This window comes from Rhodococcus sp. 06-235-1A (assembly GCF_002258785.1).
GTDB lineage: Bacteria > Actinomycetota > Actinomycetes > Mycobacteriales > Mycobacteriaceae > Rhodococcoides.
The window spans coordinates 526,703-553,237 of the sequence record NZ_NOYI01000013.1; the positions used below are offsets into that span (position 1 = coordinate 526,703).

Annotated in this window: 21 protein-coding genes, 1 tRNA gene and 1 pseudogene; 14 read left to right on the forward strand and 9 right to left on the reverse strand. The window is 64.4% G+C overall.

The annotated features are described in order from the left end of the window. The first annotated feature begins 98 nt into the window (after positions 1–98). From trpB to CH275_RS15610, 9 genes and pseudogenes are all read left to right on the forward strand, one after another. Positions 99–1,370, forward strand: a complete 1,272-nt coding sequence (gene trpB, locus CH275_RS15570) for a tryptophan synthase subunit beta (RefSeq protein ID WP_045199662.1) — start codon at positions 99–101, stop codon at positions 1,368–1,370. Beyond that, the gene (gene trpA / locus CH275_RS15575) at positions 1,367–2,170 is read left to right on the forward strand and encodes a tryptophan synthase subunit alpha (RefSeq protein WP_094679187.1); all 804 of its coding nucleotides are present in this window, start codon (positions 1,367–1,369) and stop codon (positions 2,168–2,170) included. The genes trpB and trpA overlap by 4 nt, the downstream gene beginning before the upstream one ends. After that, positions 2,167–3,180 (forward strand): prolipoprotein diacylglyceryl transferase, encoded by a 1,014-nt coding sequence (gene lgt / locus CH275_RS15580; protein WP_094679188.1) that lies wholly within the window; start codon positions 2,167–2,169, stop codon positions 3,178–3,180. The genes trpA and lgt overlap by 4 nt, the downstream gene beginning before the upstream one ends. Further along, positions 3,173–4,015 (forward strand): TM2 domain-containing protein, encoded by an 843-nt coding sequence (locus tag CH275_RS15585; protein WP_094679189.1) that lies wholly within the window; start codon positions 3,173–3,175, stop codon positions 4,013–4,015. The genes lgt and CH275_RS15585 overlap by 8 nt, the downstream gene beginning before the upstream one ends. 142 nt (positions 4,016–4,157) lie before the next feature. Next, positions 4,158–4,658 (forward strand): annotated as a pseudogene (locus CH275_RS30400) (TM2 domain-containing protein); the annotation flags it as partial. Between the two features lie 269 nt (positions 4,659–4,927). Further along, positions 4,928–9,511 carry a glutamate synthase large subunit gene (gene gltB, locus CH275_RS15595; RefSeq protein WP_094679313.1) on the forward strand — a complete coding sequence of 1,528 codons (4,584 nt, stop codon included), beginning with the start codon at positions 4,928–4,930 and terminating at the stop codon, positions 9,509–9,511. Then, positions 9,504–11,009 (forward strand): glutamate synthase subunit beta, encoded by a 1,506-nt coding sequence (locus tag CH275_RS15600; protein ID WP_094679190.1) that lies wholly within the window; start codon positions 9,504–9,506, stop codon positions 11,007–11,009. Before gltB ends, CH275_RS15600 begins: the two co-directional genes overlap by 8 nt. A 122-nt stretch (positions 11,010–11,131) precedes the next feature. After that, positions 11,132–12,550: a pyruvate kinase gene (pyk, locus tag CH275_RS15605; RefSeq protein ID WP_082073683.1), complete on the forward strand. Its 1,419-nt coding sequence runs from the start codon at positions 11,132–11,134 to the stop codon at positions 12,548–12,550. 105 nt (positions 12,551–12,655) lie between these two features. Further along, on the forward strand, positions 12,656–13,480 hold the full coding sequence (locus CH275_RS15610; RefSeq protein WP_256991055.1) for an acyl-CoA thioesterase: 825 nt from the start codon (positions 12,656–12,658) through the stop codon (positions 13,478–13,480). Here CH275_RS15610 and CH275_RS15615 read toward each other — a convergent pair. Next, positions 13,446–13,970 (reverse strand): DNA-deoxyinosine glycosylase, encoded by a 525-nt coding sequence (locus CH275_RS15615; protein WP_094679192.1) that lies wholly within the window; start codon positions 13,968–13,970, stop codon positions 13,446–13,448. The two genes, CH275_RS15610 and CH275_RS15615, sit on opposite strands and share 35 nt — an antisense overlap. Before the next feature lie 57 nt (positions 13,971–14,027). Between CH275_RS15615 and CH275_RS15620 the strand changes: the two genes are divergently transcribed. Next, positions 14,028–14,231, forward strand: a complete 204-nt coding sequence (locus CH275_RS15620) for a hypothetical protein (RefSeq protein WP_143546781.1) — start codon at positions 14,028–14,030, stop codon at positions 14,229–14,231. On the opposite strand, the gene CH275_RS15625 is transcribed toward CH275_RS15620, so the two are convergent. Continuing rightward, on the reverse strand, positions 14,207–14,698 hold the full coding sequence (locus CH275_RS15625) for an anthrone oxygenase family protein (RefSeq protein ID WP_094679194.1): 492 nt from the start codon (positions 14,696–14,698) through the stop codon (positions 14,207–14,209). The two genes, CH275_RS15620 and CH275_RS15625, sit on opposite strands and share 25 nt — an antisense overlap. Positions 14,699–14,817: 119 nt before the next feature. Here CH275_RS15625 and CH275_RS15630 point away from each other — a divergent pair, with 119 nt between their 5' ends. After that, the gene (locus CH275_RS15630) at positions 14,818–15,810 is read left to right on the forward strand and encodes an AraC family transcriptional regulator (RefSeq protein ID WP_094679314.1); all 993 of its coding nucleotides are present in this window, start codon (positions 14,818–14,820) and stop codon (positions 15,808–15,810) included. On the opposite strand, the gene CH275_RS15635 is transcribed toward CH275_RS15630, so the two are convergent. The 3 genes from CH275_RS15635 to CH275_RS15645 form a co-directional block, all read right to left on the reverse strand. Next, entirely contained in the window at positions 15,795–16,526 is a 732-nt protein-coding gene (locus CH275_RS15635) for an AAA family ATPase (protein ID WP_094679195.1), read from the reverse strand. The genes CH275_RS15630 and CH275_RS15635 overlap by 16 nt on opposite strands. Positions 16,527–16,529: 3 nt before the next feature. Then, positions 16,530–16,706, reverse strand: a complete 177-nt coding sequence (locus CH275_RS29505) for a hypothetical protein (protein ID WP_165430221.1) — start codon at positions 16,704–16,706, stop codon at positions 16,530–16,532. A 63-nt stretch (positions 16,707–16,769) separates the two neighbouring features. After that, positions 16,770–16,846 (reverse strand) — tRNA-Leu (locus CH275_RS15645). Positions 16,847–16,966: 120 nt separating this feature from the next. On the opposite strand from CH275_RS15645, the gene CH275_RS15650 reads away from it, so the two are divergent. Both CH275_RS15650 and CH275_RS15655 read left to right on the forward strand, forming a co-directional pair. After that, a complete protein-coding gene (locus CH275_RS15650; RefSeq protein WP_094679197.1) occupies positions 16,967–17,599 on the forward strand; it encodes an ANTAR domain-containing response regulator in 633 nt (210 codons plus the stop codon). A 173-nt stretch (positions 17,600–17,772) separates the two neighbouring features. After that, positions 17,773–19,107: an ABC transporter substrate-binding protein gene (locus tag CH275_RS15655; protein WP_094679198.1), complete on the forward strand. Its 1,335-nt coding sequence runs from the start codon at positions 17,773–17,775 to the stop codon at positions 19,105–19,107. A gap of 141 nt (positions 19,108–19,248) precedes the next feature. On the opposite strand, the gene CH275_RS15660 is transcribed toward CH275_RS15655, so the two are convergent. The 4 genes from CH275_RS15660 to CH275_RS15675 are packed head-to-tail and all read right to left on the reverse strand — an operon-like array spanning position 19,249 to position 23,473. Further along, positions 19,249–20,052 carry an ABC transporter ATP-binding protein gene (locus CH275_RS15660; protein ID WP_094679199.1) on the reverse strand — a complete coding sequence of 268 codons (804 nt, stop codon included), beginning with the start codon at positions 20,050–20,052 and terminating at the stop codon, positions 19,249–19,251. Continuing rightward, a complete protein-coding gene (locus CH275_RS15665; protein ID WP_256991042.1) occupies positions 20,052–21,143 on the reverse strand; it encodes an ABC transporter ATP-binding protein in 1,092 nt (363 codons plus the stop codon). Before CH275_RS15665 ends, CH275_RS15660 begins: the two co-directional genes overlap by 1 nt. Beyond that, positions 21,136–22,125, reverse strand: a complete 990-nt coding sequence (locus CH275_RS15670; protein ID WP_032404006.1) for a branched-chain amino acid ABC transporter permease — start codon at positions 22,123–22,125, stop codon at positions 21,136–21,138. The genes CH275_RS15665 and CH275_RS15670 overlap by 8 nt, the downstream gene beginning before the upstream one ends. Before the next feature lie 7 nt (positions 22,126–22,132). Then, positions 22,133–23,473: a branched-chain amino acid ABC transporter permease gene (locus CH275_RS15675; RefSeq protein WP_094679316.1), complete on the reverse strand. Its 1,341-nt coding sequence runs from the start codon at positions 23,471–23,473 to the stop codon at positions 22,133–22,135. A 261-nt stretch (positions 23,474–23,734) separates the two neighbouring features. Between CH275_RS15675 and polA the strand changes: the two genes are divergently transcribed. After that, entirely contained in the window at positions 23,735–26,476 is a 2,742-nt protein-coding gene (polA, locus tag CH275_RS15680) for a DNA polymerase I (RefSeq protein ID WP_094679200.1), read from the forward strand. The last annotated feature ends 59 nt before the right edge of the window (positions 26,477–26,535 follow it).

Sequence of the window (26,535 nt, forward strand, 5' to 3'; positions counted from 1 at the left end):
GCGGCGGTCCGCCGTTGGGGCACACTGGACCGGTGAGCACCAGCAATTCTTCTTCCATCACGGACGCCCCGCAGGCAGTCCGTTTCAAGGGCGCTGATCTGCCGCAGAGCAGCATCGGCCTCACCGATCGCAGCGCGCACGAGCCCGATGTGGGCGGCCATTTCGGTGTCTACGGCGGCAGATTCGTGCCCGAGGCACTGATGGGCGTGATCGAGGAAGTCACCGCCGAGTACGAGAAGGTGCGCAGCGACAACGAGTTCCTCGGTGAACTCGACCGACTGCAGCGCGATTACACCGGTCGCCCCTCGCCGGTCTTCGAGGCGACGCGGTTGTCCGAGCACGCAGGCGGCGCTCGGATTCTCCTCAAGCGAGAAGACCTCAACCACACCGGTTCTCACAAGATCAACAACGTGCTCGGACAGGTGCTCCTGGCCAAGCGGATGGGCAAGACACGGATCATCGCCGAGACCGGCGCGGGCCAGCACGGAGTGGCCACCGCCACGGCGTGCGCGCTCCTCGGGCTCGAGTGTGTCGTGTACATGGGCGAGGTCGACACCGAACGGCAGGCCCTCAACGTCGCGCGGATGCGTCTGCTCGGATCCAGTGTCGTGGCCGTGAAGTCCGGATCGCGCACCCTCAAGGACGCCATCAACGAGGCGCTACGCGACTGGGTCACCAACGCGGACAACACGTACTACTGCTTCGGCACGGTCGCCGGGCCGCACCCGTTTCCGGTCATGGTCCGTGACTTCCAGCGCATCATCGGTCTCGAAGCACGCCAGCAGGTGCTCGCATCGACGGGCAGATTGCCCGACGCCATCGCGGCCTGCGTCGGCGGCGGGTCCAATGCAATCGGAATCTTCCACGCCTTCATCGACGACGCCGATGTTCGACTCATCGGCTTCGAGGCGGCAGGCGACGGCGTCGAGACCGGCCGCCACGCTGCGACGATCAGCGGTGGAACGCCGGGAGCGCTGCACGGCGCATACTCCTACCTACTGCAGGACGAGGACGGTCAGACCGTCGAATCTCATTCCATCTCAGCGGGATTGGACTACCCGGGCGTCGGTCCCGAGCACTCCTACCTGCACGACATCGGGCGGGCCGAGTACCGCGGCATCACCGATACCGAAGCAATGAACGCCTTCAAGCTGCTGTGCCGCACCGAAGGCATCATCCCGGCCATCGAGTCCTCGCACGCCATCGCCGGCGCGCTCACCCTCGGCAAGGAGTTGGGCAAGGACGCGATCATCCTGGTCAACCTCTCCGGCCGCGGAGACAAGGACGTCGACACCGCCGCCGAGTGGTTCGGTCTGATCGACGGAGACGGCGAAGCGAACGTGGACGACGAAGCAGGTATCAAGCCATGAGCAACAACGACTCTCGCCTGTCGGGAACCTTCGCGCAGTGCCGTGCCGAAGGGCGCGCTGCACTCGTCGGCTACCTCCCGGCGGGCTTTCCGACCGTGCCGCGCTCGGTCGAGGTGTTCAAGACGATGGTCGACGCCGGCTGCGACATCGTCGAGGTCGGAATCCCGTATTCCGACCCGGTGATGGACGGCCCCACGATTCAGGCCGCCGCAGACGTGGCACTGCGGGCCGGGGCCCGGGTCAAGGACGTGTTCAACGTCACCGAGCAGGTCTCCGCCGCGGGCGGAAAAGCCGTCGTGATGACCTACTGGAACCTGGTGCTCAAGTACGGCATCGAGAACTTCGCTCGGGATCTGGCCGGTGCGGGTGGCCTCGGAATCATCACCCCGGATCTGATTCCGGACGAGGCGCAGGAATGGATCGAGGTCTCCGACAGATACGGACTCGACCGCATCTTCCTCGTCGCCCCGTCGTCCACCGAGGAGCGTCTCGTCAGCACCGTCGAAGCCAGCAGCGGTTTCGTCTACGCCGCCTCGACGATGGGTGTGACCGGTGCACGTGACGCCGTGTCTTCGATGGCCCCTGCGCTGTCGGCGCGTATCCGGCAGCACTCCGACATCCCGATCGGCGTCGGCCTCGGCGTTCGCTCCGGTGCTCAGGCTGCCGAGATTGCCCGCTACGCCGATGCAGTGATCGTCGGTTCGGCATTGGTCAGTGCCGTCGACAAGGGACTCGACGCAGTGCGTGACCTGACGACGGAACTCGCCGAGGGTGTCCGTTCCGCTAACGTAGCGTCGTGACTTCGACCGCGATCCTGGCCTACATACCCAGTCCTGCGCAGGGGGTGTGGCACGTCGGACCGCTGGCTCTGCGGGCCTACGCCCTGTTCATCATCATCGGCATCGTCGTAGCCGTCGTGTGGGGCGATCGCCGCTGGGTTGCCCGTGGCGGAACGAAGGGCACCGTACTCGACGTCGCCGTGTGGGCCGTCCCGTTCGGTCTGCTGGGCGGACGTCTGTACCACGTGGCAACGGACTGGAAGACGTACTTCGGGCCCGGTGGAAACCCGATCGAAGCGCTGTACGTCTGGAACGGCGGTCTGGGAATCTGGGGAGCGGTGTTCCTGGGCGGTGTCGGTGCCTGGATCGCCTGCCGCAGGCGCGGAATTCCGCTGCCCGCATTCGGTGACGCCGTCGGCCCACCGATTCTGCTGGCCCAGGCGATCGGCCGCATCGGCAACTATTTCAATCAGGAACTGTACGGCCGCGCCACCACGCAGCCGTGGGGTCTGGAGATCTACGAGCGGATCGACGCCGACGGACGGCTCGACCCTCTGAACGGCGTCTCGACCGGGTTCGTGGAGAGAGTCGTGCATCCGACGTTCCTGTACGAGCTGCTGTGGAGCGTGGCAATCGTCGCGCTGCTTGTGCTCGTCGATCGTAAGTACACGATCGGTCACGGGCGTCTGTTCGCGCTGTACGTCGCGGGCTACTGCGCCGGACGGTTCTGGGTCGAACTCATGCGCGACGATTTCGCCACGAAGATCGCCGGGATCCGAGTCAACACCTTCACGTCCGCGATCATTTTCGTCCTGGCCGTGGCGTACTTCGTGATCGCCACCAAGGGCCGCGAAGATCCGGAGACGCTGAAATCGAACGACGACGAGGATCGCGTGAGCGCGCCTGCAGATGCGGAAGGCTCGAGCCCGACGCCGGTCGACGACACCACCACGGACGCAGGTGCCGCCGACTCGCAGCCCGTTCGGGTGTCCGACAAGAAAGCCGAGGAAGAAGGCAGTACGCGTGGTTGATTTCGACAAGACCCCTCGATCCGATCCCGAATCGGGTTCCGGCACTGCCGATTCGAGTGACAGCGCGACGAAGCCGACCGAGTCGTTCGGCACACCGTTCGACTACGACGCCACCGCCGAAGCGTCCCTGTCGGAGCCGCCCGCCACCTCCGACTCCGGGCCCTCGCACGGTCCCACCGGTCCGACCGGGCCAGGGTGGGATACGTACTCGGGCATCGGAAACGGTCCTGGTTGGTCGAGTACCCCGAGCTACCCGGCTCCGAGCCCGGACGGCAGCTCGGACAATCCGGTCGGCGGATTCCCGCCACCCTCGGGTTACCCACAGCAGGAGTACACCGAACGGGGTTACCCGCAGCAGGGTTACCCACAGCAGGGATACGGTCAGCCGCAGAATTTCGGGCAGCAGGGCTACCCGCAGCAGGCTTACCCGCAGCAGGGTTACGGACAACCGCAGGGATACGGCCAGCAGGGGTACGGCCAGCAGGGATACGGTGCACCTTCGGGCTACCCGGGTGGGTACGCGTTCGGCGCGGGCCCCGACGCACCCTACGGTCGCGATCCCATGAGCGGCGAGCCGCTGTCGGACAAATCCAAGATCGTCGGCGGCTTGCTGCAGCTCTTTCTCGGTTGGTTGGGAATCGGTCGGTTCTACCTCGGGAGTACCGGGATCGGCGTTGCGCAGCTGCTGCTGTTCTTCTTCGGACTCCTGCTCATCGCAGTGTTCGGTCTCGGACTGATCCTGCTGTTCGGCCTTTTCGTGTGGCACGTCGTCGACGGCATCCTGATACTGGTGGGCAATGTGACGGACGCTCAGGGGCGAAAACTGAGAGACTGATGCCCTTGCTGGTACTGCATCGGACGTAAGGGAGCTCGACGTGAGTGACTCAGGTACATCGTCCTCGGACGGATCCTCGGGCGACGGATCGCCTTCGTCGGAGCCGACCATCTCGTTCGAGAAGGGTTCTCCCGCCGGAGCGGGTCCGGTGTACGGCGCAGCCGACCCCAACTACACCACTCCGAACTACGGGACCCCGAACTACGGCAGTCCCGACGCCGACGATCAGGGGCAGTTCGGACCTCCGCCCGGCACCGGCTACCCACCACCATCCGACGGTTCCGGCCAGTACGGTGCGCCGCCGCCGCCGTACGCGGGCGGGCAGTACGGCGCTCCTCAATACGGTGGTCCCCAGTACGCGGGCGGGCCCGGGTACATGGACCCAATGGCTCCGTACGGTCGGCACCCGGTCACCGGTGAGCCGTTCTCGGACAAGCAGAAGCTGACGGCAGGTCTGCTCGGCATCCTGTTGGGTGCGTTCGGAGCCGGCCGCTTCTATCTCAACCAGCCGGGCATTGCTGTTGCTCAGATTGCCGTCACGTGGCTCACCTGCGGTATCGGTGGCATCTGGCCGCTGATCGACGGGATCATGATGCTCACCGGCAGCGTGCGCGACGAGCACGGACGACCACTGCGCGACTGACAACCGCAACGACGGTGGCCACGGTATTCGCGATTGCATCGATGCGAATGCCAGCTGCTACGATTTCGCCATCCGGGAGCAATCTCGGATTCTTTCGCGGGCCAGGGCTGTCCCGGTGAATTTCCCGATAGGCAGTTCAACTCGGCTCATCCGACCATTCCGGTCGACTCGAGCCGACCAGCCGGCGGGGTTGCCGAGACTCTCGGTGCGGGGTCGAAGACGCTGCACCGCCTTCGCGGCACCCACCGGCCTACGTGGAGGTGATCGTGGTGCTGTTTTCTCGGATGCCTGCGGAGCAAGGCCTGTACGACCCGAGCTTGGAGAAGGATTCCTGCGGGGTGGCGATGATCGCCGACATCGCGGGCCGCCGCTCCCACGCCATCGTGGCCGACGGTGTTCTGGCACTGGAAAATCTGGAACATCGCGGTGCTGCGGGGGCCGAACCCAACAGCGGTGACGGTGCGGGCATTCTGATTCAGCTGCCCGTCGAACTCCTCGACGCCCTCGCGCCGTTCGATCTGCCCGTGGCCGGTGCCGATGGCGAGAACACGTTCGCAGCCGGAGTGTGTTTTCTGCCGCAGGGCATCCGTGAGCGCGCGATCGCCGTCGAGCGCGTCGAAGCCGTTGCGGCAGAGGAAGGTCTGGACGTCCTGGGTTGGGTTCCGGTCGAGGTCGATCCCGATCGCGCCGATGTCGGCCTCACCGCCCTCGGGTGCATGCCCTACATGAGCTACCTCTACGTCACCGCCCCCGAGGTCGACGGCACGCGTCCGGCCGGTCTCGCGCTCGACCGTCTCGTGTACGGACTGCGCAAGCGTTCCGAGCGGGTCACCCCCGAGATCGAGGCCGAGGGATCGGGGCTGTTCTTCCCGTCGCTGTCCTCGCGCACCATCGTCTACAAGGGCATGCTCACCACGATGCAGCTGCCGCTGTATTTTCCGGAGTTGCGGAACCCGCTGTGCAAGAGCGCTATTGCCATCGTGCACAGCCGCTTCTCGACCAACACGTTTCCGTCGTGGCCGCTGGCGCACCCGCATCGCTACGTGGCCCACAACGGTGAGATCAACACCGTCAAGGGCAACCGAAACAGAATGCGGGCTCGGGAAGCGCTGCTCTCCAGCGACCTGATCCCCGGTGACCTCGAGCGGTTGTTCCCGATCTGCAATCCCGACGCCTCGGACTCGGTGTCCTTGGACGAGGTGCTCGAACTGCTGCACCTGGGCGGCCGCAGTGTGCCCCATGTGGTGATGATGATGGTGCCCGAGCCCTGGGAGAACCATCGCACGATGGATCCGCGGGTGCGGGCGTTCTATCAGTTCCATTCGTCGATGATGGAGGCATGGGACGGTCCGGCGTGCGTGACGTTCACCGACGGCAGTTACGTCGGAGCCGTACTGGACCGCAACGGTCTTCGCCCCGGCCGCTGGTGGCAGACGGCCGACGGCCGAGTGATTCTCGCCAGCGAGGCAGGCGTGCTCGATGTGCCGCAGTCCGAGGTCGTCGCCAAGGGTCGTCTCGAGCCCGGAAAGATGTTCCTGATCGACACGGTCGCCGGACGGCTGGTGCCGGACGAGGAGATCAAACTCCAACTGGCAACCGAACATCCGTACCAGGAGTGGCTGCATGCAGGCTTGCTCGAGATCAAGAGTCTGCCCGAGCGTGCGCACATCCAGTACAACCACGACTCGGTGGTGCGTCGACAGGTCGCGTTCGGCTATACCGAGGAAGACCTACGCGTGGTCTTGACGCCGATGGCCGCATCCGGGGGCGAGCCGCTCGGTTCGATGGGTACCGATACCCCGGCAGCAGTGATGTCGCAGCGGTCGCGTCAGCTCTACGACTACTTCATCGAACTGTTCGCGCAGGTCACCAACCCGCCGCTGGATTCGATCCGCGAGGAGATCGTGACCTCGCTCGCGCGAGTGATGGGTCCGGAGCAGAACCTGCTCGAGCCCACTGCCGCGTCGTGCAGGCAGATAGTGTTGCCGTGGCCGGTGCTCGACAACGACGAGCTGAACAAGATCATTCACATCAACGACGACGGCGACCATCCAGGACTGTCGGCCACGGTGTTGCGTGGGCTGTACGAGGTCGAGCGGGGTGGCGAGGGCCTTGCCGAGGCAATCGAGGAGTTGCGTGCCCGGGCATCGGAAGCGATCGCTTCGGGGTACACGACCCTGATCATTTCCGATCGCGATTCCGACCACACTCGGGCCCCGATCCCGTCGCTGCTGGCCACGTCCGCTGTGCACCACCACCTGGTTCGTACCAAGGAGCGCACCAAGGTCGCGCTCGTCGTCGAGTCCGGCGACGCACGCGAGGTGCACCACCTGGCGCTGCTGATCGGTTTCGGTGCTGCCGCTGTCAACCCGTATCTGGCGATGGAATCGATCGAGGATCTGGTCGGCGAGGGCGAACTGACCGGAGTGGAACCGACGATCGCGGTGCGGAACTACTTGTACGGTCTCGGCAAGGGCGTACTCAAGGTGATGTCGAAGATGGGCATCTCCACCGTCGGGTCCTACACCGGCGCACAGGTTTTCGAGGCCGTCGGTCTCGACCGCGAGGTGGTGCGCGAGTACTTCAAGGGCACGGTCAGCAAGCTCGGCGGCGTCGGTCTCGACGTGCTCGCCGAGGAGGTCAAGCTCCGCCACCGTCGGGCGTACCCGGAGAATCCGACCGACCGAGTCCATCGGCGGTTGGAGATCGGCGGCGAGTACCAGTTCCGGCGCGAGGGCGAGCTGCACCTGTTCACTCCCGAAACGGTGTTCCTGTTGCAGCACGCGACTCGCACCGGCCGGTACGACGTGTTCCAGAAATACACAGACGAGGTGGACCGGCTGGCTCGCGAAGGGGGCGCACTGCGCGGTCTGTTCGAGTTCAAGGACGGTGTGCGGCCGCCGGTTCCGCTCGACGAGGTGGAATCGGTCGAGTCGATCGTCACGCGGTTCAACACCGGAGCGATGAGCTACGGATCCATCTCTGCCGAGGCGCACGAGACGATGGCCGTCGCGATGAACAATCTCGGTGGACGGTCCAACTCCGGTGAGGGCGGCGAGGACGTCGACCGGCTCTACGACCCGACGCGGCGCAGTGCCGTCAAGCAGGTCGCCAGCGGTCGGTTCGGTGTCACCAGCGACTACCTGGTGAACGCCACCGACATTCAGATCAAGATGGCGCAGGGTGCCAAGCCGGGCGAGGGCGGTCAGCTGCCCGGCTACAAGGTGTATCCGTGGGTGGCGAAGACCCGACATTCGACTCCGGGTGTCGGCCTCATCTCGCCGCCCCCGCACCACGACATCTACTCGATCGAGGATCTCGCGCAGCTGATTCACGATCTCAAGAACGCCAACGAGAAGGCGCGCGTGCACGTCAAGCTCGTCAGTTCCGTCGGCGTCGGTACGGTGGCAACGGGCGTGAGCAAGGCGCACGCCGATGTCGTCCTCATCTCCGGATACGACGGCGGAACCGGCGCCGCACCGCTGACCTCGCTCAAGCACGCAGGCGCTCCGTGGGAGATCGGCCTGGCCGACGCGCAGCAGACGCTGGTACTCAACGGCCTGCGTGACCGCATCACCGTGCAGTGCGACGGCGGCATGCGTACCGGACGAGACGTGATCGTCGCGGCCCTGCTGGGCGCGGAGGAGTTCGGCTTCTCGACGGCCCCGCTGATCGTGGCCGGATGCATCATGATGCGCGTCTGTCACCTCGACACCTGCCCGGTTGGTGTCGCGACGCAGAACCCGGAGCTGCGCAAGCGGTTCACCGGTAAGCCCGAGTTCCTGGAGGACTTCTTCAAGTTCATCGCCGAGGATGTGCGAAAGTACCTCGCGCAGCTCGGTTTCCGGAGTATCGACGAGGCGGTCGGTCACGCGGACGTGCTCGAGACGGCGGCCGGAGTGGCGCACTGGAAGAGCAAAGGCCTCGATCTCGCGCCGATATTCGCGATGCCCGTCGACCGCCACGGTGCCCCGATGACGCAGCGTCGACGCCTCCGCGCGCAGGATCACGGTCTCGATCTCGCGTTGGATCGGACGCTGATCCAGTTGGCCGAGGGAGCGCTAGAGGACGCCCATCCGGTGACGCTGGAGCTGCCGGTCCGCAACGTCAATCGCACTGTCGGAACACTTCTGGGCTCCGAGGTCACCCGGCGCTACGGCGCGGGCGGATTGCCGGACGACACCATTCGCATCGCGTTCACCGGATCGGCGGGTCAATCGCTCGGTGCCTTCCTGCCGCCGGGTATCACCATCGACCTGGTCGGTGACGCGAACGACTATGTCGGCAAAGGATTGTCGGGCGGCCGGATCGTCGTGCGCCCTGCCGAGGATGCGCCGTTCGTCGCCGAGGACAACGTGATCGCAGGCAACACGATTCTCTACGGTGCCACCTCGGGCGAGGTGTACCTGCGCGGCAAGGCTGGGGAGCGGTTCGCGGTCCGTAACTCGGGAGCGATCGCGGTGAACGAGGGTGTGGGCGACCACGCATTCGAGTACATGACCGGCGGTCGTGTCGTGGTGCTCGGGCCCACCGGTCGCAACATGGCGGCGGGTATGTCGGGCGGCATCGCGTTCGTCCTCGGTCTCGATCCGGCGGACGTGAACATGGCGATGGTCGAACTGCAGGTGCCCGACCCGGACGATCTGGTGTGGCTGCGCGAGACCGTCGAGAATCATCAGCGCTGGACCGGGTCCACCGTGGCCACCTCGCTGCTGGCCGACTGGCCTCGCCGGTCTGCGCTGTTCACCAAAGTCATGCCCGTCGACTACCAGCGGGTGCTGGAGGCGACTCGAATGGCGCGTGCCGAAGGGCGCGACGTCGATGCTGCGATCATGGAGGCTGCACGTGGCTGATCCACAGGGATTTCTGAAAGTCGTCAAGCGTGAGGCCGCCAAGCGTCCGATCGGCGAGCGCGTCAAGGACTGGAACGAGGTGTACTCGCACCAGCCCACGAGCGAACGGGCCGCCGAGGTCTCCGATCAGGCACGACGCTGCATGGATTGCGGAATTCCGTTCTGCCACTCCGGAACTGCGGGTTGCCCCCTGGGCAACCTGATTCCGGAGTGGAACGATCTGGTGCGCCGCGGCCGCTGGGACGCCGCCAGCGACCGACTGCACGCGACCAACAACTTCCCGGAGTTCACCGGTCGGGTGTGCCCGGCACCGTGCGAATCGGCCTGTGTGCTGTCGATATCGGAGGCGGCCACCGGTGGCAGCGTGACCATCAAGCGGGTCGAGCAGACGATTGCGGATCTGGCCTGGGAAGAAGGCAGCGTCGTGCCACAGCCGCCGACGATCACCACCGGTAAGCGGGTTGCCGTCGTCGGGTCCGGTCCCGCGGGGTTGGCTGCGGCGCAACAGCTCACGCGCGCAGGGCACGACGTCACCGTGTACGAGCGCGACGATCGCCTCGGTGGATTACTGCGGTACGGCATCCCCGAATTCAAGTTGGAGAAGTCGGTACTCGATCAGCGCCTGATGCAGATGCGCGCCGAGGGAACGCATTTCGTCACCGATTGCGAGGTGGGTATCGACTTCACGGTCGAGCAGTTACGCGAATCCTTCGACGCGGTGGTCCTCGCCGTCGGGGCTCTACGGGCCCGAGACAACACCGAGGTGATCGGTCGTGAACTCGACGGCATCCATCTGGCGATGGAACACCTGGTGCCGTCGAACAAGGAGTGCGAGGGCGACGGTCCCACATCCATCTCCGCCGCCGACAAGCATGTGGTGATCATCGGCGGCGGCGACACCGGAGCCGACTGCTTGGGTACGGCTCACCGCCAGGGTGCTGCATCGGTGACTCAACTCGACTACAACCCCGCTCTGCCCGGAGCCCGCGACGACAGTCTCTCGCCGTGGCCGTCGTGGCCGTTGGTACTGCGCACCTCGCCTGCACACGCCGAGGGTGGTGCCGTGCGTCATCAGGTGGCCGTGCAGCGATTCCTCGGTGACGAGCGTGGACATGTCCGTGCGATGGTGCTCGCCGAGGTGGAGGTGCAGCGCGACGCGGACGGTCGACGCATCGTCACTCCCATCGGCGAGGAAGTGGAGCTGCCGTGCGATCTGGCGCTGTTCGCCATCGGGTTCGAGGGCGTCGAGCACGGTCCGCTGCTCGACGAGTACGGCCTTGCGCTGACCAAGCGTGGTGCCCTCTCGTGTGGTCCCGACTGGCAGACCACGGCGCCGGGGGTGTTCGTCTGCGGAGACGCGCACCGCGGTGCGTCGTTGGTCGTGTGGGCTATCGCGGAGGGCCGATCGGCGGCTCACGGAGTCGACGCTTTTCTCACCGGACACTCGGAATTGCCGTCGCCGGTGCACCCGACTGCACTGCCTTTGGCGGTCGTGTGACCCCCGTCTCTGAACCGGTACAGACCGTCCCAGCAGCAGGGTAGTGAGACTACCGATCGGTAGTATTCGGCTGGGCACGTCTGCGATAGAGAACGGGGCTCTCAGCGGCTAGGCTCGCTTTCGTGAGCCGACGTACGAAGATTGTCTGCACCCTTGGACCCGCAACCGCAACCACAGAGCGCATCCGCGAACTCGTCGAGAGTGGAATGGATGTCGCACGACTGAACTTCAGCCATGGTGATCACCCCGATCACCAGGCCAACTACGAGAGGGTCCGCGCAGCATCGGACGCCACCGGCAAAGCCGTGGGCATCCTGGCCGACCTGCAGGGACCGAAGATTCGACTCGGCCGATTCGCCGAGGGCTCGACCACCTGGGCGGCCGGCGAGCTGATCCGCATCACCGTCGAAGAGTGCGAGGGCACTCACGACCGGGTGTCGACCACCTACAAGGAGTTGGCTCAGGACGCCAAGGAAGGCGACCGCCTGCTCGTCGACGATGGCAAGGTCGGCCTCGTGGTCACCGGCGTCGAAGGCAACGACGTGTTGTGCCGTGTCACCGAAGGCGGTCCGGTCAGCAACAACAAAGGTGTCTCCTTGCCGGGCATGGACGTATCCGTTCCTGCCATGAGCGAGAAGGACATTGCCGACCTCGAATTCGCGCTCGCCCTCGGTGTCGACTTCATCGCGCTGTCGTTCGTGCGCTCTCCCGCAGACGTCGAACTCGTGCATGCCGTGATGGATCGCGTCGGCCGCCGAGTTCCCGTCATCGCCAAGCTCGAGAAGCCCGAGGCTGTCGATAACCTCGAAGCTATCGTGCTCGCGTTCGACGCCATCATGGTTGCCCGCGGTGACCTCGGCGTCGAGTTGCCCCTCGAGCAGGTTCCGCTGGTGCAGAAGCGCGCCATCCAGATCGCCCGCGCCAACGCCAAGCCCGTCATCGTCGCGACCCAGATGCTCGAATCGATGATCGAGAACTCCCGGCCGACACGCGCCGAGGCGTCCGACGTCGCCAACGCAGTGCTCGACGGGACCGACGCGGTCATGCTGTCCGGCGAGACCTCGGTCGGCAAATACGTGATGGAAACCGTGCGGACTATGGCGCGCATCGTCGAGACGGTCGAGACCGAAGGCGACAGCGTTCCTCCGCTGACCCACGTGCCGCGCACCAAGCGTGGCGTCATCTCGTACGCTGCTCGCGACATCGGCGAGCGTCTGGACGCGAAGGCTCTCGTCGCCTTCACGCAGTCGGGTGACACCGTCCGACGCCTGGCGCGTCTGCACACGAAGCTGCCGTTGCTCGCCTTCACCTCCATCTCCGAGGTCCGTAGCCAGCTGTCGCTGAGCTGGGGAACCGAAACGTTCCTGGTCCCCGATGTGGGCTCGACGGACGCGATGGTCAAAGAGGTCGACAAGGCGCTGCTCGAACTCGGTCGGTACAACAAGGGCGATCAGGTCGTGATCGTGGCCGGTGCCCCTCCCGGCACAGTAGGCTCGACCAACTTGATCCATGTGCACCGAATCGGAGAAGAGGACCGGTAAGTGGTCGAAGCGGGGGGAACCGGCGTCAGCGAAAGCGCGCCGAGCAGTACAGCTGTACGCAAGACCGATCTCGAGACGCTCCTCGATCTCCTCGCACTCGAGGAGATCGAGGAGGATGTGTTCGTCGGCGTTCACCCCGAGCAGGTGGGGAGCCGGACGTTCGGGGGGCAACTGGTCGCTCAGGCCCTTATCGCGGCAGGGCGCACGGTGTCCGGTACGTCGCGTGACGTGCATGCAATCAACGCACATTTCATCCGTGGTGGTGACGTGAAGAAGCCCATCGAATACCGGGTCTCCCGTCAGCGCGACGGCCGAGCATTCGCCAACCGCCAGGTCACCGCCGTACAGGACGGCAACGAGCTGTTCGTCATGCTCGCGGCCTTCCAGGATTTCGGAAAGGGCCTCGAACACAGCGTCGAGGTTCCCGAGGTTCCGTACCCCGACGCATTGCCGCCTCTCGGCGACCACTTCGTCGGGTACGAGGATCGTCTGCAGATGTTCGTCGACGCCCTCAAGCCGATCGACATGCGCTACGCCAACGATCCGGCGTGGATCATGCACGGCACCGGTGAGAAGCTCAATCACAACCGCGTGTGGATGAAGGCCGACGGCGATCTGCCCGACGCCTCGATCTTTCACGCCGCGACCATGGGATACGCGTCGGACACCACGGTGCTGGATTCGATCATCACCACCCACGGTCTGTCCTGGGGGCTCGACCGGATCGTCGCGGCGACGGTCAACCATTCCATCTGGTTCCACCGCCCGTTCCGCTTCGACGAATGGGCGCTCTACGCCACCGAATCGCCGGTCGCGGCCGGATCACGGGGATTGGCGACCGGTCGATTCTTCTCGATGGACGGTCAGTTGCTGGCCACCGTCGTACAGGAAGGCCTCATCCGGCACTTCCCGAAGCGGGACCGGGCCTGAGGGCACTCGACCACTCCTGCGTCTTCGTTGCGAGATCGAGCGAGGCGTGCGCAGGGCTGGTCGACGGCAATCGGGTGAATTCGACGTGGGGGAGTTGCAGTCCTTTCGCGACGTACCGCCGGTAGCTCTCGGCTGCTTTGGCTCCGTTGAAGAACACCCTGCCGACGCCGGGGTTCTCGGCGAAGAAATCCTCGAAATCGTTTGTCTCGATGGAGGATTCGACGATCGCCGAGTCCAGGCTTCCCTCGCGCGTGCACAGCCTCAGCACGTCCCACACCGCTACTCCGTGGTTGCGTAGACTCTCGACGCGTTCGTCGTAGAGAAGTTCGGGCCCTGCACCGAACAACGTTCCCATGATCGGCCAGAACGCATTTCGTGGATGGGCGTAGTACTGCTGCGCGGCCAGCGACGCGACGCCGGGCATGGACCCCAGGATCAGGGTGGTTGCGCCCGGTCCGACGATCGGGTCGAAACTGTGCACCACGTTCATTGCGCGATTACAGCAAATCCCCGCGGGGGCACCGGACGGGGGACCACAATGGAGGTCATGTTGGATCCACGCGTACTCGACAACAACGAACTCGAAGCCGAACTCGCCGCACTGCGTCGGGGGCGTGACGCCGCGATGGACGAAGGCGCGCGGGATGTCTCGTCCGCCGACACCGACCACCTCATAGCGCGGTTCGAGGAAGAAATCCGCAAGCGGCACCAGGATTCGGTGTCCGATCAGCCCAGTGCCGATCTGCCCTGACCCACGATCAGGACGGCGCAGGCGGCAGTCGCAGCGACGGTTCTGACGTTGTTCCACACGGTCCACTTGTCGGTGAAGTTCTGCCACGCCTGCGCGCCTGCGGCACTGCCCGGGTCGACGCCGGCCAATGCGTCGTTGAGTGGAACGTTGAGGACCATGGTGATCGCGAAGCATCCGACCACGTAGAGAACTGCCCCGGCGAGAACGAGTGCGGCCGAGCCGCGACCGGTCAAGTAGGTCAGAACCGTTGCAAGAGCGCATGTTGCAGCCGTTCCGACGAACAGGGCGAGGAACAGCGGGTTCAGTATTGCAGCGTTGAACTTCTGCATCGCGGCGACGGCGTCGGGTACCGGCAGCGATGCAAGGCCAGGGAGCACGCTGACGGAGAACGCGAGCATGATTCCCGCCACGAGGCCGCATCCGACTGCGGAAACGACGGTGGCAACTGAGGCGATTCGATCGATCATGACGGCTCCTGTCGGTCGCGATTGTCCTGCCGTCCACTCTGATATCGAATCGCTGGATGGACAATGCTCACGAAGCCGGATTCGATGTCCGATCGTCCAATCGGTGCGACAATCGATCCATGCATGGACCCGACCCTTGGACGTCGCCCGACCCTCTCGGTGAGGCTCTGCATTTCGTGCGGATGACCGGATCGTTCTACGTACGATCCGAGATGAGCGGCTCCTGGGGTCTCGAGCTACCCGCTATGGACGACGCGTTGTGGTTCCACACCGTCGTCGACGGCCGGTGCGTGTTGTCGGTTCCCGGTGAGCCGACGCGTGAGTTGGTGCCAGGCGATTTCGCTCTGGTCCCGCACGGGCGAGGTCATGTCCTCGCCGCCGATGTCGAAGCATCGGCACGAGCGACGAGTGTTCACGACGTCCCGCACGAGTACATCAGTGACCGTTATGCGCTGATCTCCCAGCACGGGGATGGCACCGGCCGGGCCGCCACTCTCGTCTGCGGCGCGGTGCGACTGGATCATCCTGCAGCGCAACAGCTCGTTCGCTTGCTGCCCGCACTGGTGGTGGTCGACGCAGAGCCGGGTCCGAGACAATCGAGGATGCAGAACATTCTGGCGATGGTCGCGGACGAAGCGCGGGTGCTCGAGCCCGGGGGAGAAGCGGTGATCACCCGGCTGTCCGACATTCTGGTGATTCACGCGTTGCGGTCGTGGATCGCGAACACGCCGGGCGCACAGTCGGGTTGGCTCGGAGCATTGCAGGACGACCGGGTCGGAGCGGCGTTGGCGCTGATCCATGGACACCCTCACGAGCGGTGGACCGTTGCGACTCTGGCGGCGAGTGTGAACATGTCCCGCTCAGGGTTCTCGGCGCGCTTCACCGAGCTGGTCGGCGACTCCGTGATGAGCTATTTGGCGACGTGGCGAATGCAGGTCGCACACGAGACGTTGCGTTCCGAGGATGTGGTACTGGCCGAATTGGCCCGGCGCAGTGGATATCTCTCCGAGGCCGCCTTCGGCAAGGCGTTCAAGCGTGCAACGGGGGTGTCACCGGGAAGCGTGCGTCGGCGAGAGGTGTTGTCGATGTCGGCCGGTCAGTCGAGCAGGTGACGGAGGTAGCTGTTCGGGTCGTCGAGATAGCGACGCCAGTGTTGCACCAGTTCGAGTTCGTCCCAGGTGCTTCGGCGTAGGCCGTGTTCGCCCACCTCCACGATGTCCGCACCGGGGGTCGACGCAAGAATAGGTGAGTGGGTGGCGCAGACGATCTGTGCGCCCTCGTCGCCCAGCTCGGACATCAGCGCAACCAACTGCAGGCACGCGGTGAACGACAGGGCAGATTCCGGCTCGTCCAGAACGTAGAAGCCGGGTTCGGCCAACATCGCACCGAACATGGTCAGGAACCCTTCGCCATGGCTCATCTCCGCTGTGTTCTCGTCCCAGAAACCCGGCATGCCGCCGAGGTTTTCGGCCATGTCGAACGCGGTCTCGGCGCGGAGAAAGAAGCCGCGCTTCTGCAGGCGTGGGCCACGAAGCATGCGAGAACCGCGCGGTGTGGTCTCGAGTTCGAGTACCTCCCCGAGGGCGCTGGTCACCTCGTCGAGTCGACGCGACTGCTGCGCCGCCCGCCCGCCGCGAGCGTCGATACCGAAACCCTCGGCGATCGCCTCGACGAGAGTCGACTTACCGGAACCGTTGTCGCCGACCAGAATTGTGACCGGTGCCAGAAACTCGAGTCCGTCGCGAGCGAGGTCGGCGACTGCGGGCACGGTGAAGGGCCAATCCGACCCGACATCGTCGGCGTGAACGTGGGCGCGCTCTACGAACATGATTCAGGCAGTGACCAGGCGGTCGACGTAACCGGTCTCGTGAGCGGAGTCCGCGCTGCAGGTGTAGTAGACCCACTGAGCGGACTGGTCCGCCGAATCTCCGAAGCGATGGTCGACCTTCTGCGCGCACAATTTGCCCGCGCTGGTGTCATGGCAACGAAGACTGCTGGGTATGTACATCACTCCACTGTAGGCGCGATTGTGGAATGGCTTTACCGTCGTCCGACCCGACGGAAGGTCATGTGGTGCCCTCGGTGAGACTCGAACTCACACTGGACGGGTTTTGAATCCGTTTCCTCTGCCAATTGGGATACGAGGGCTGGCGTCTTTCAAGCAACGATTGACGAGTTTAGAAGATGCGCTTTCGGGGGCGCGCACCGGTACCCTTCAGATGCTCGACGGCCCTGATGGGCGATGACTGTCAAAGGAGACCGATACAGATGAACGCTCCTGGTGCGCACGGTACTGGCAAGCCCGCGCTTCGCGTGGTGGTGGCAGAGGACGAATCCCTGATCCGGCTCGACCTCGTGGAAATGCTCCGTGAGGAGGGCTACGACGTGGTCGGTGAAGCGGCCGACGGTCAGCAGGCGGTGGAGTTGGCCGTCGAACTGCGTCCCGATCTGGTGATCATGGATGTGAAGATGCCGCGTCGGGACGGCATCGATGCGGCGTCGGAGATCGCCGAGAAGCGGATCGCTCCCGTCGTCATTCTCACCGCGTTCAGTCAACGCGAGTTGGTCGAGAAGGCTCGCGATGCCGGGGCCATGGCGTATCTGGTCAAGCCGTTCACCAAAGCCGATCTGATGCCTGCGGTGGAGTTGGCGGCCAGTCGCTTCAGCGAAATTTCTGCCCTCGAATCCGAGATTGCCGATCTGCAGGATCGGCTCGAGACGCGCAAGTTGATCGAGAAGGCCAAAGGCATCCTGATGACCTCGCAGTCGCTCACAGAACCGCAGGCGTTCAAGTGGATTCAACGTGCCGCGATGGACCGTCGAACGACGATGAAGGCCGTTGCCGAGGTCGTGATCGAGACTCTCGGTACTCCTGCGAACAAGCCTGCGGCAGAGGGCTGATCGGCCCGCGAAAGCTACGGCCACGTAAAACTTCGACTCTCTAGGTCACAGTCAGGTCACGAGCGTCGTTCTAGGCCTTGCGAATCGACTCCGAGCGTTAGCGTCTGATCCACACGTGAGCCACATGTAACTCAGGTGCGCTTCAACGACGAGCAATTTCAAGGAGAACCTAGATGGCAATTCGGACCTATGTCCGCACGGCTGCGGTGCTGAGCGTCACCTCGCTCGCACTGTTCGGCTGTTCGTCGAGCGACGACTCGGGCTCGACCGACTCCACCAGTGCCAGCGGCGGCACTGCAGCCGCGGAAACGACCGTCTCCACCGACTGCACGCCCGAACAGGCCACTGCCGGGGCAACCCCCGACACGTCGCCTCTGGTAGTGGGAACCCTCCTCCCCGAGACCGGAACCCTGGCCTTCCTCGGCCCGCCCGAGGTTGCCGGTGTCCAGTTGGCCGTCAACGACGTGAACGGTGCCGGTGGCGTCCTCGATCAGCCCGTCACGCTCATCCCGGGTGACTCGGGCGATACGACGACCGATACCGCCAACACGACGGTCGACCGCCTGCTCGCCGGCGGAGCGAACGTCATCGTCGGCGCAGCCTCGTCCTCGGTCTCGCTCAAGGTCATCGACAAGATCGCCAGTGCGGGCGTCGTGCAGTTCTCGCCGGCCAACACCTCCGATCAGTTCGTCTGCTACCCCGACAAGGGTCAGTACTTCCGTACTGCACCCACCGACGTGCTGCAGGCCCAGGCACTGTCGCAGCTGATCGCCGAGGACGGCGCGCAGCGCGTGTCCATCCTCGCGCTCAACGATCCCTACGGCACGGGCCTGGCCGCGAACACCGCGAAGAACCTCGAAGAGGCCGGCATCGCGGCAGATCAGATCCAGACCACGATCTACGATCCGAATGCGCAGTCGTTCAACGCCGAGGTCGACGGTGTGAAGAACTTCAACCCCGACGCCGTGGCCATCATCGGCTTCGAGGAGTCCGCGAAGATCATCACCCGTATGCACGAGATCGGCATCGGGCCGTCCGACGGCACATTGGTCTACGGCGTCGACGGCAACATGGGTAATGCCCTGGGCGAATCGGTGGCAGCAGGCCTGTTGAACACGATGCGCGGCACCACCCCGTTGACCGACGTGGGTACTGCGTTCCAGGACCGCCTCAAGGGCGTGAACCCGGCACTGGTCGACTTCAACTATGCCGGTGAGTCCTACGACGCAGTCGTCATCTCGGCACTCGCTGCCGAGCAGGCCAAGTCGACGGCGGGCACCGACATCGCTGCCAACATCAACAGCATCACCAAGGACGGCACCAAGTGCACCAGCTACGCCGAGTGCCTTCCGCTCGTCAAGGCCGGAACCGATATCGACTACGACGGAATCACCGGCGCGCTGAACTTCAGTGACGCAGGAGAGCCCGCCACAGGTTCTTACGGCAACCTGGTCTTCGGGCCGGACAACACGCTGACGACGGACGGATACATCGTCGTCGGTGAGTGATCTGTAACCGCCACACGCCACTGGGCCCGAGTCCTCGATCAGGACTCGGGCCCAGTGGTTTTCGTACGCGCCTCACGTTCGACAGCAGCGGAAAGGCCCCGGTTCGATATCGAACCGGGGCCTTTCGTCGTCGAGGACGACCTACGACTTCTTCTCTTTGCTTCCCGCGAGAGTTCCGAGGTACAGCTCGATGACCTTCGGGTCGTTCATCAGCGCCGGACCGGTATCGGTGTACGCGTTACGGCCCTGATCCAGGACGTAGCCGCGGTCGCAGATCTGGAGGCAACGACGGGCATTCTGCTCGACCATGATGATCGAGACGCCCGCCGCATTGATCTTCTTGCAGCGGATGAACACCTCGTCCTGGAACATCGGCGACAGGCCTGCCGACGGTTCGTCGAGCAGCAGTACCGACGGCTCCATCATCAGGGCACGTCCCATGGCGACCATCTGTCGCTCGCCACCGGACAACGCGCCTGCCTTGACCTTCTTGCGCTCGCCGAGCAAAGGGAACAGCTCGCTCACGAAATCGAAACGCTCACCGAACTTCTTGGGACGCAGATAGATTCCCATTTCGAGGTTCTCCTCGATGGTCAGCGACGGGAACACGTTCTGCGTCTGCGGAACATATCCGACACCCTTGGTGACGAGCACGTGTGCCTCGGCCGAGGTGATGTTGTCACCGCGTAGCTTCACACTTCCCTCACGGACAGCGACCAGTCCGAACAGTGTCTTGAGCAGGGTCGACTTGCCGGCACCGTTGGGACCGATGATGCCGACGATCTCGCCGTCGTTGAGGAAGAAGTTGCATTCGCTGAGGATGTTGACACCGGGGATGTACCCGGCGACCAACCCGTCGGCGCGCAGCAATGCACCTTCGGCCAGACGAGCGTGCTCCCCGGGTGTTGCGGCGAATTCTGCCGGCGTCAATGTCTGTTCGCTCATCAGTTGTCCTCCTTGGCCCGGTGTGAGCCGCCTTCGGCGACATCGGCCGTCGCTGGGCTGACGAACTCCGGTTCCGAAAGATCGCCTCCCGCTTCGAGTTCTTCCTTCTCGGCCTGCTTCAGTGCCTCCGCCAGTTCGGCGGTCGCCCCGACCGGATTGCCGTCGGCATCGAATTCGAGCGCCTGATCGTGATGGCTACCGAGATAAGCATCGACGACGGCACCGTTGTTGGAGAGTTCCTCCGGCGTGGACTCGGCGATGATGCTGCCCTGAGCCATCACCACCACCCAGTCACTGATGTCGCGGATGACGTCCATGTCGTGTTCGACGAACACCACCGTCATACCGTCGTCGCGCAGCGACTTGATGTGACCCAGGAGTGACTGTGTCAGAGCGGGATTGACCCCGGCCATCGGCTCGTCGAGCATGACCACCGACGGATCGGTCATCAGCGCGCGTGCCATCTCCAGAAGTTTGCGCTGGCCGCCCGAGAGCGAGCCGGCCAGGTCGTCGGCCTTGGCGTCGAGTTTGAAGCGCCCCAGTAGCTCGTATGCGCGTTCGGTGATCTGGCGCTCCTGCGCCTTCCACGTCCACGGCATGAACGTGTTGATCATGCGCTCACCGCGCTGACCGGTTGCGCCCAACCGAACATTGTCCAGCACAGTCAGTTTCGACAGCGCTTTGGTCAACTGGAACGTGCGCACCACGCCTTTGCGTGCCACCTGGTGCGGGTGCATCCGGCCCAGCTCCTGGCCATCCATCGACCAGGTCCCGGTGTCGGGGCGATCGAATCCGGTGAGCAGGTTGAACAGCGTGGTCTTGCCTGCACCGTTCGGACCGATGAGACCGGTGATGCAACCGCGCTGGATTTCGAGGTGCGCCACGTCGACGGCTTTGAGGCCGCCGAAGGTGCGGGAGACTCCGTCGACCACCAGGGTGGCGTCGGGTTTGGGTGCGCCGGGTTCGTTGGCGACACCGGCGAAGAGCGACGTGCGTTGATCGCTCGACAGCGCTTGGGCAGCGCGTGATTCGAGTGTGCTGGCTTTCTTGCTCGGTGCCGCCTTGGCGGCACCGTTGCTCGGGTCAGGCATTGAGTTGAACCTCTCGCTTGTTGCCGAGAATGCCCTGAGGTCTGAACACCATCAACACGGCGATCAGGATTCCCAGGAGCACGAACCGCGTGGCACCGACCTGAGCGCCGGTGAGGTTGAGCACCGGGTCGTCGCCGGATATCAGTTGCCGCAGAATCGCATCGGGAATGGACAGCAGGAACCAGAAGAGCATCGCGCCCAGTACCGGGCCGAACACTGTTGCCGCCCCACCGAGAATCAGAGCGCCGAAGGCGAAGAACGTCTGCGCCGTGGAGTAGAAGTCGGGGTTGATGGACTGAGTTTGCAGTGCGTTGAACACGCCGCCCATGCCGCCGATGACACCGCCGAGAACCAGCGCCTGCATCTTGTAGACGAAGACGTTCTTGCCCAGTGAGCGGGCCGCGTCCTCGTCTTCACGGACGGCCTTGAGCACACGTCCCCACGGGCTGTGGGTCAGCAGATAGATCACTCCGCACAGCAGCAGCACCAGCGTCCAGCCGACGAGCATGGCCCACAGGTCGTTGCCCAGGAATCGCACGCCGAGGAAGCTGTACGACTTGCCGCCCTCGAACGGACTCATGCTGGTGAACGGACCGGCGAAACCGGTGATGCCGTTGGTCGACTTGGTCACCGAATCCGTTGCGGTCGAACGAAACACCAAGCGAAGAATTTCCGAGGCCGCGATGGTGACGATCGCGAGATAGTCGGCTCGCAGTCGCAGAGTCGGAATACCGAGGACCAGAGCAAGCAAGCCTGCCGCAGCGAGACCGACCAGAATGCCGAGCCACAGTGGCTGCTCGTAGGTGATGGTGGTGATGCCGACGCCGTAGCCGCCGAGCAGCGCGAAGCCGATCTGCCCGAAATTGAGCAGTCCGGCGTAGCCGAAGTGGAGGTTCAGGCCGATGGCGAGCAGAGCGTAGAAGATGGCCGACGGGCCGACCAGCTGAGCGAGTGAGATCTGAAGTGCGCCGATGATATCCATGTGGTGGTCACCCGATCCTTTGTCGCGAGCCGAGGATGCCCTGTGGTCGGACGACGAGGATGAGAATCAAGACGAGCAACCCTCCGATGTATTTGAGATCGGGATTGATGACCAACGTCGACCACTGCACGAGCAGACCCACGATGACGCAACCGAGGAACGCACCGTAGGCCGTTCCCAGTCCGCCGAGCGTGATTCCGGCGAACATCAGCAGCAGGAGCTTGAAGCCCATCTCCCACTGGACGCGGCCGCCGAGTTCGGAGAGCCCGAACAGCACGCCACCGAGAGCGGCCAAGCCGCCACCGAGGCACCAGACGAACGTGACCACACGCTCGACGTTGATACCGGAGGACGCGGCGAGGTCCCGGTTGTCGGCCACCGCGCGCATGGCTTTGCCGATCTTGGTGCGCTGCAACATCAGTGCGACGCCGATCAGGACGACGACGCTGATGACGATGCAGGCGAGATTGACGTTGGTGATCGACAGCGGCCCCCAGTCGTTCTCGGTCTGAGCCTGGTAGTCGTCGAAGGGCTCGGAACGGTCCGAGAAGAAGATCAGGATGAGATAACGCAGCGCGATCGCGAGTCCGATCGTCACCACCAGCTGGGCGATCAGGCCGGTTCGCCGTTTCCGCAGCGGCCGCCAGATCAGCGCATTGTTGAGCCAGCCGATCGCGACTCCGACGATGATTGCCAGCACCGTGGCCGGAATCAGTTGTATCCCGAGGCTGACGTTGAAGAACCACGCGGCGACGGCCCCGAGAGTGACGAGTTCACCGTGCGCGAAGTTCGTCAGGCCCGTGGTGCCGAAGATCAGGCTCAGCCCGACCGCGGCGAGCGCGATGACGAGGCCGAAGCGAAAACCGTCGACGGTGGTGCGGACGAACTTCTCGTAGAACGGGATGCTGGTGGCCGTTCTGGCCTCACCGAACGAGAAGATGACGGTGTTGGAACGCCCGGCCTGCACATCACGCTGGACCTCACCCTGAACGCTCACCCCGTCGGGAAGCGTTTCCTGGACGACCTGGAATGTGTATGTGCCGGGGGACAATTCGAGAGTCCAGCGGCCGCCGGTTTCACTGGTGGTCCGAGCGACTTCGGCACCGCCGGCGTCGAGCGCTGCGACATCGACACCGACGAGACGTTCGCCACCGTTGTTGAGAGATCCCGCGACGCTGACAGCGTCTGCGGGCGGTGCCTGTTCGGCACTGGTCCCCGGTGCAGCCGGGGGAGTGGGGGTAGGTTCCTGGGCCAATGCCGGCGCACTGAACAGCAGCGCGGCGATCGAACTCAGAACGGCGAGTAGAAGTGTTCGCTGGAGAAGCCGAACGGCAGATCTTGCGCGCAACCTCGGCGGTTGCACCTTTCTGGTCCATCGAACATTTGGAGCCACGCACGTCCTCCGGACGGTTGTCGTTGTGCCACGGGAATGTGGGTTTCCTGCAATTGTCGGACTCTATCCGTTGAAACGACGCAAAATCGGCGACTGAGATTTCCGGAAAGTATCGGTTGTGTTTCGCGGCGCACGATGCGCGTCGTGCGGCCGAGCACGACGCCCAGCGAGCATCCGGCTACGAGTTGTCGGACCCGCTACCTAGACTGGACAACCGTGAGCCCAGTAACCGAGAACAGTGCAGCGCCCGCAGCCCTCATCGATGCGAAGGCGGACGGGCAACGTCCCACGTTGCTGCTCATCGACGGCCACTCGATGGCGTTCCGTGCCTTCTTCGCGTTACCTGCGGACAACTTCAAGACCACAAGCGGTCAGTCCACCAACGCCGTGTACGGGTTCACCTCGATGTTGATCAATCTGCTGCGGGACGAGAAGCCGACGCACATCGCGGCTGCGTTCGATGTCTCGCGCCAGACCTTCCGCGCCGAGCGGTTCCCCGAGTACAAGGCGAACCGCAGCAAGACGCCCGACGAGTTCGCCGGCCAGGTCGACATCACCAAGGACGTACTCGGGGCCATGGGCATCCCGGTGATGGCAGAGGCGGGATTCGAAGCGGACGACATCATCGCCACTCTGGTGACGCAGGCCGAGGCGCTCGGGTACCGCGTTCTGGTGGTGACCGGCGACCGCGATGCACTGCAGTTGGTGACCGACAACGTCACGGTGCTGTACCCGCGCAAGGGAGTTTCGGACCTGACCCGGTTCACCCCCGAGGAGGTCGCCACCAAGTACGGTTTGACGCCGTCGCAGTATCCGGATTTCGCAGCGCTGCGCGGAGACCCGAGTGACAACCTCCCCGGCATTCCCGGCGTCGGTGAGAAGACGGCAACCAAATGGATCATCGAATACGGTTCGCTGACCGCTCTTGTCGACAACGTGGACAAGGTCAAGGGCAAGGTGGGAGACGCACTGCGCGCCAACTTGTCGAGTGTGGTGCTCAATCGTGAGCTCACCGAAATGGTGCGCGATGTGCCGTTGCCGTACACCCCGGATCAGCTCGAACTGGCTCCGTGGGATCGCGAGAAGATCCACGCGCTGTTCGACGATCTGGAGTTCCGCATTCTGCGGGACCGGCTCTTCGAGACGCTCGCATCGGTCGAACCCGAGGCAGAAGAAGGCTTCGACGTCCGCGGTGGCATCGTCGCGCCGGGCGACCTTGCCGCCTGGCTGGACGAGCACGCGTCCGACGGCAGGCGCAGCGGCCTGTCCATCCTCGGTCCACGCAGGCCTTTCGACAGCGACGCGACGTCCTTGGCCATCGCCGCGGCCGACGGGGAAGGCGCGTTCGTCACGACCACGGCCCTCGACGAATCCGACGAGCGCGCGCTCGCGGCCTGGCTCGCCGATCCGGCGCAACCCAAGGCGCTGCACGAAGCGAAGTGGGCGTTGCACGCGGTGCGCGGACGTGGGTGGACCCTCGCAGGGTTGACCACCGACACCGCTCTGGCCGCGTATCTCGTTCGACCGGGACAACGATCGTTCAATCTCGACGACCTGTCGCTGCGCTACCTCAAGCGTGAACTCCGCGTCGAAGACGCGGGTGAAGGCCAGATGTCGCTCCTCGATGCCGAGGACACCGCTGATGCGGCGTTCGCCGAGGGAGAGATCCTCAAGGCGCGGGCCGTCATCGACCTGGCCGAGGCCCTGGACGCCGAGCTCGCTGCCATCGAATCGACCACATTGCTCTCCGAGATGGAGTTGCCGCTGCTGACGGTCTTGGCCGATGTCGAAGCGACCGGCATCGCCGTCGACAGTGACCACCTTCGCTCGCTGCAGTCCGGTTTTGCCGCACAAGTGGACGAGGCCGCCAATGCCGCGTACGGCGTGATCGACAAGCAGATCAACCTCGGGTCACCGAAGCAGTTGCAGGTGGTGCTGTTCGAGGAACTCGACATGCCCAAGACCAAGAAGACCAAGACCGGCTACACCACCGATGCCGATGCGCTGCAGGGGTTGTTCGAGAAGACCGAACACCCGTTCCTGAAGTTCCTGCTCGATCACCGAGATGCAACGCGTATGAAGGTGACGGTCGACGGCCTGCTGAAGTCGGTTGCCGACGACGGACGCATCCACACCACGTTCAACCAGACCGTTGCGGCCACCGGGCGACTGTCGTCCACCGAACCCAACCTGCAGAACATCCCGGTGCGCAACGAGGCGGGACGCCACATCCGCGACGGCTTCGTCGTCGGGGCGGGATACGACACCCTTCTCACGGCCGACTACAGCCAGATCGAAATGCGCATCATGGCGCACGTCTCCGGCGACGAAGGCCTGATCGAGGCGTTCAACACCGGCGAGGATCTGCACAGTTTCGTCGGTGCCAGGGCGTTCGGCGTGCCGATCGAGGAGGTCACCCCCGAACTGCGCCGCCGGGTCAAGGCGATGTCGTACGGATTGGCCTACGGACTGAGCGCATTCGGTCTCGCCGCGCAGCTCAAGATCTCCACCGACGAAGCGAAGCAGCAGATGGAGGCGTACTTCGCGCGGTTCGGCGGCGTCCGTGACTACCTACGCAACGCCGTCGAGGAAGCGCGCAAGGTGGGGTACACCTCCACGCTGTACGGCAGGCGCCGGTACTTGCCGGATCTCAACAGCGACAATCGTCAGCGCCGCGAGGTCGCCGAGCGTGCCGCCCTCAACGCCCCGATCCAGGGCACCGCTGCAGACATCATCAAGGTGGCGATGATCGACGTGCACCGATCGCTGGCGGAATCGACGCTGAAATCACGAATGCTGTTGCAGGTGCACGACGAATTGGTGCTCGAGGTAGTCGACTCCGAGCGCGAGGAGGTCGAGGCGCTGGTTCGCGACAAGATGTCCTCGGCCATCGAACTGTCGGTGCCCTTGGAAGTCTCGGTCGGCACCGGTCGCAGCTGGGATGCAGCAGCTCACTGAATCGGGCCAGCGCACTGATCCAACCCATGGCACAGCGAAGGGCCGCTCACCGAACTCGG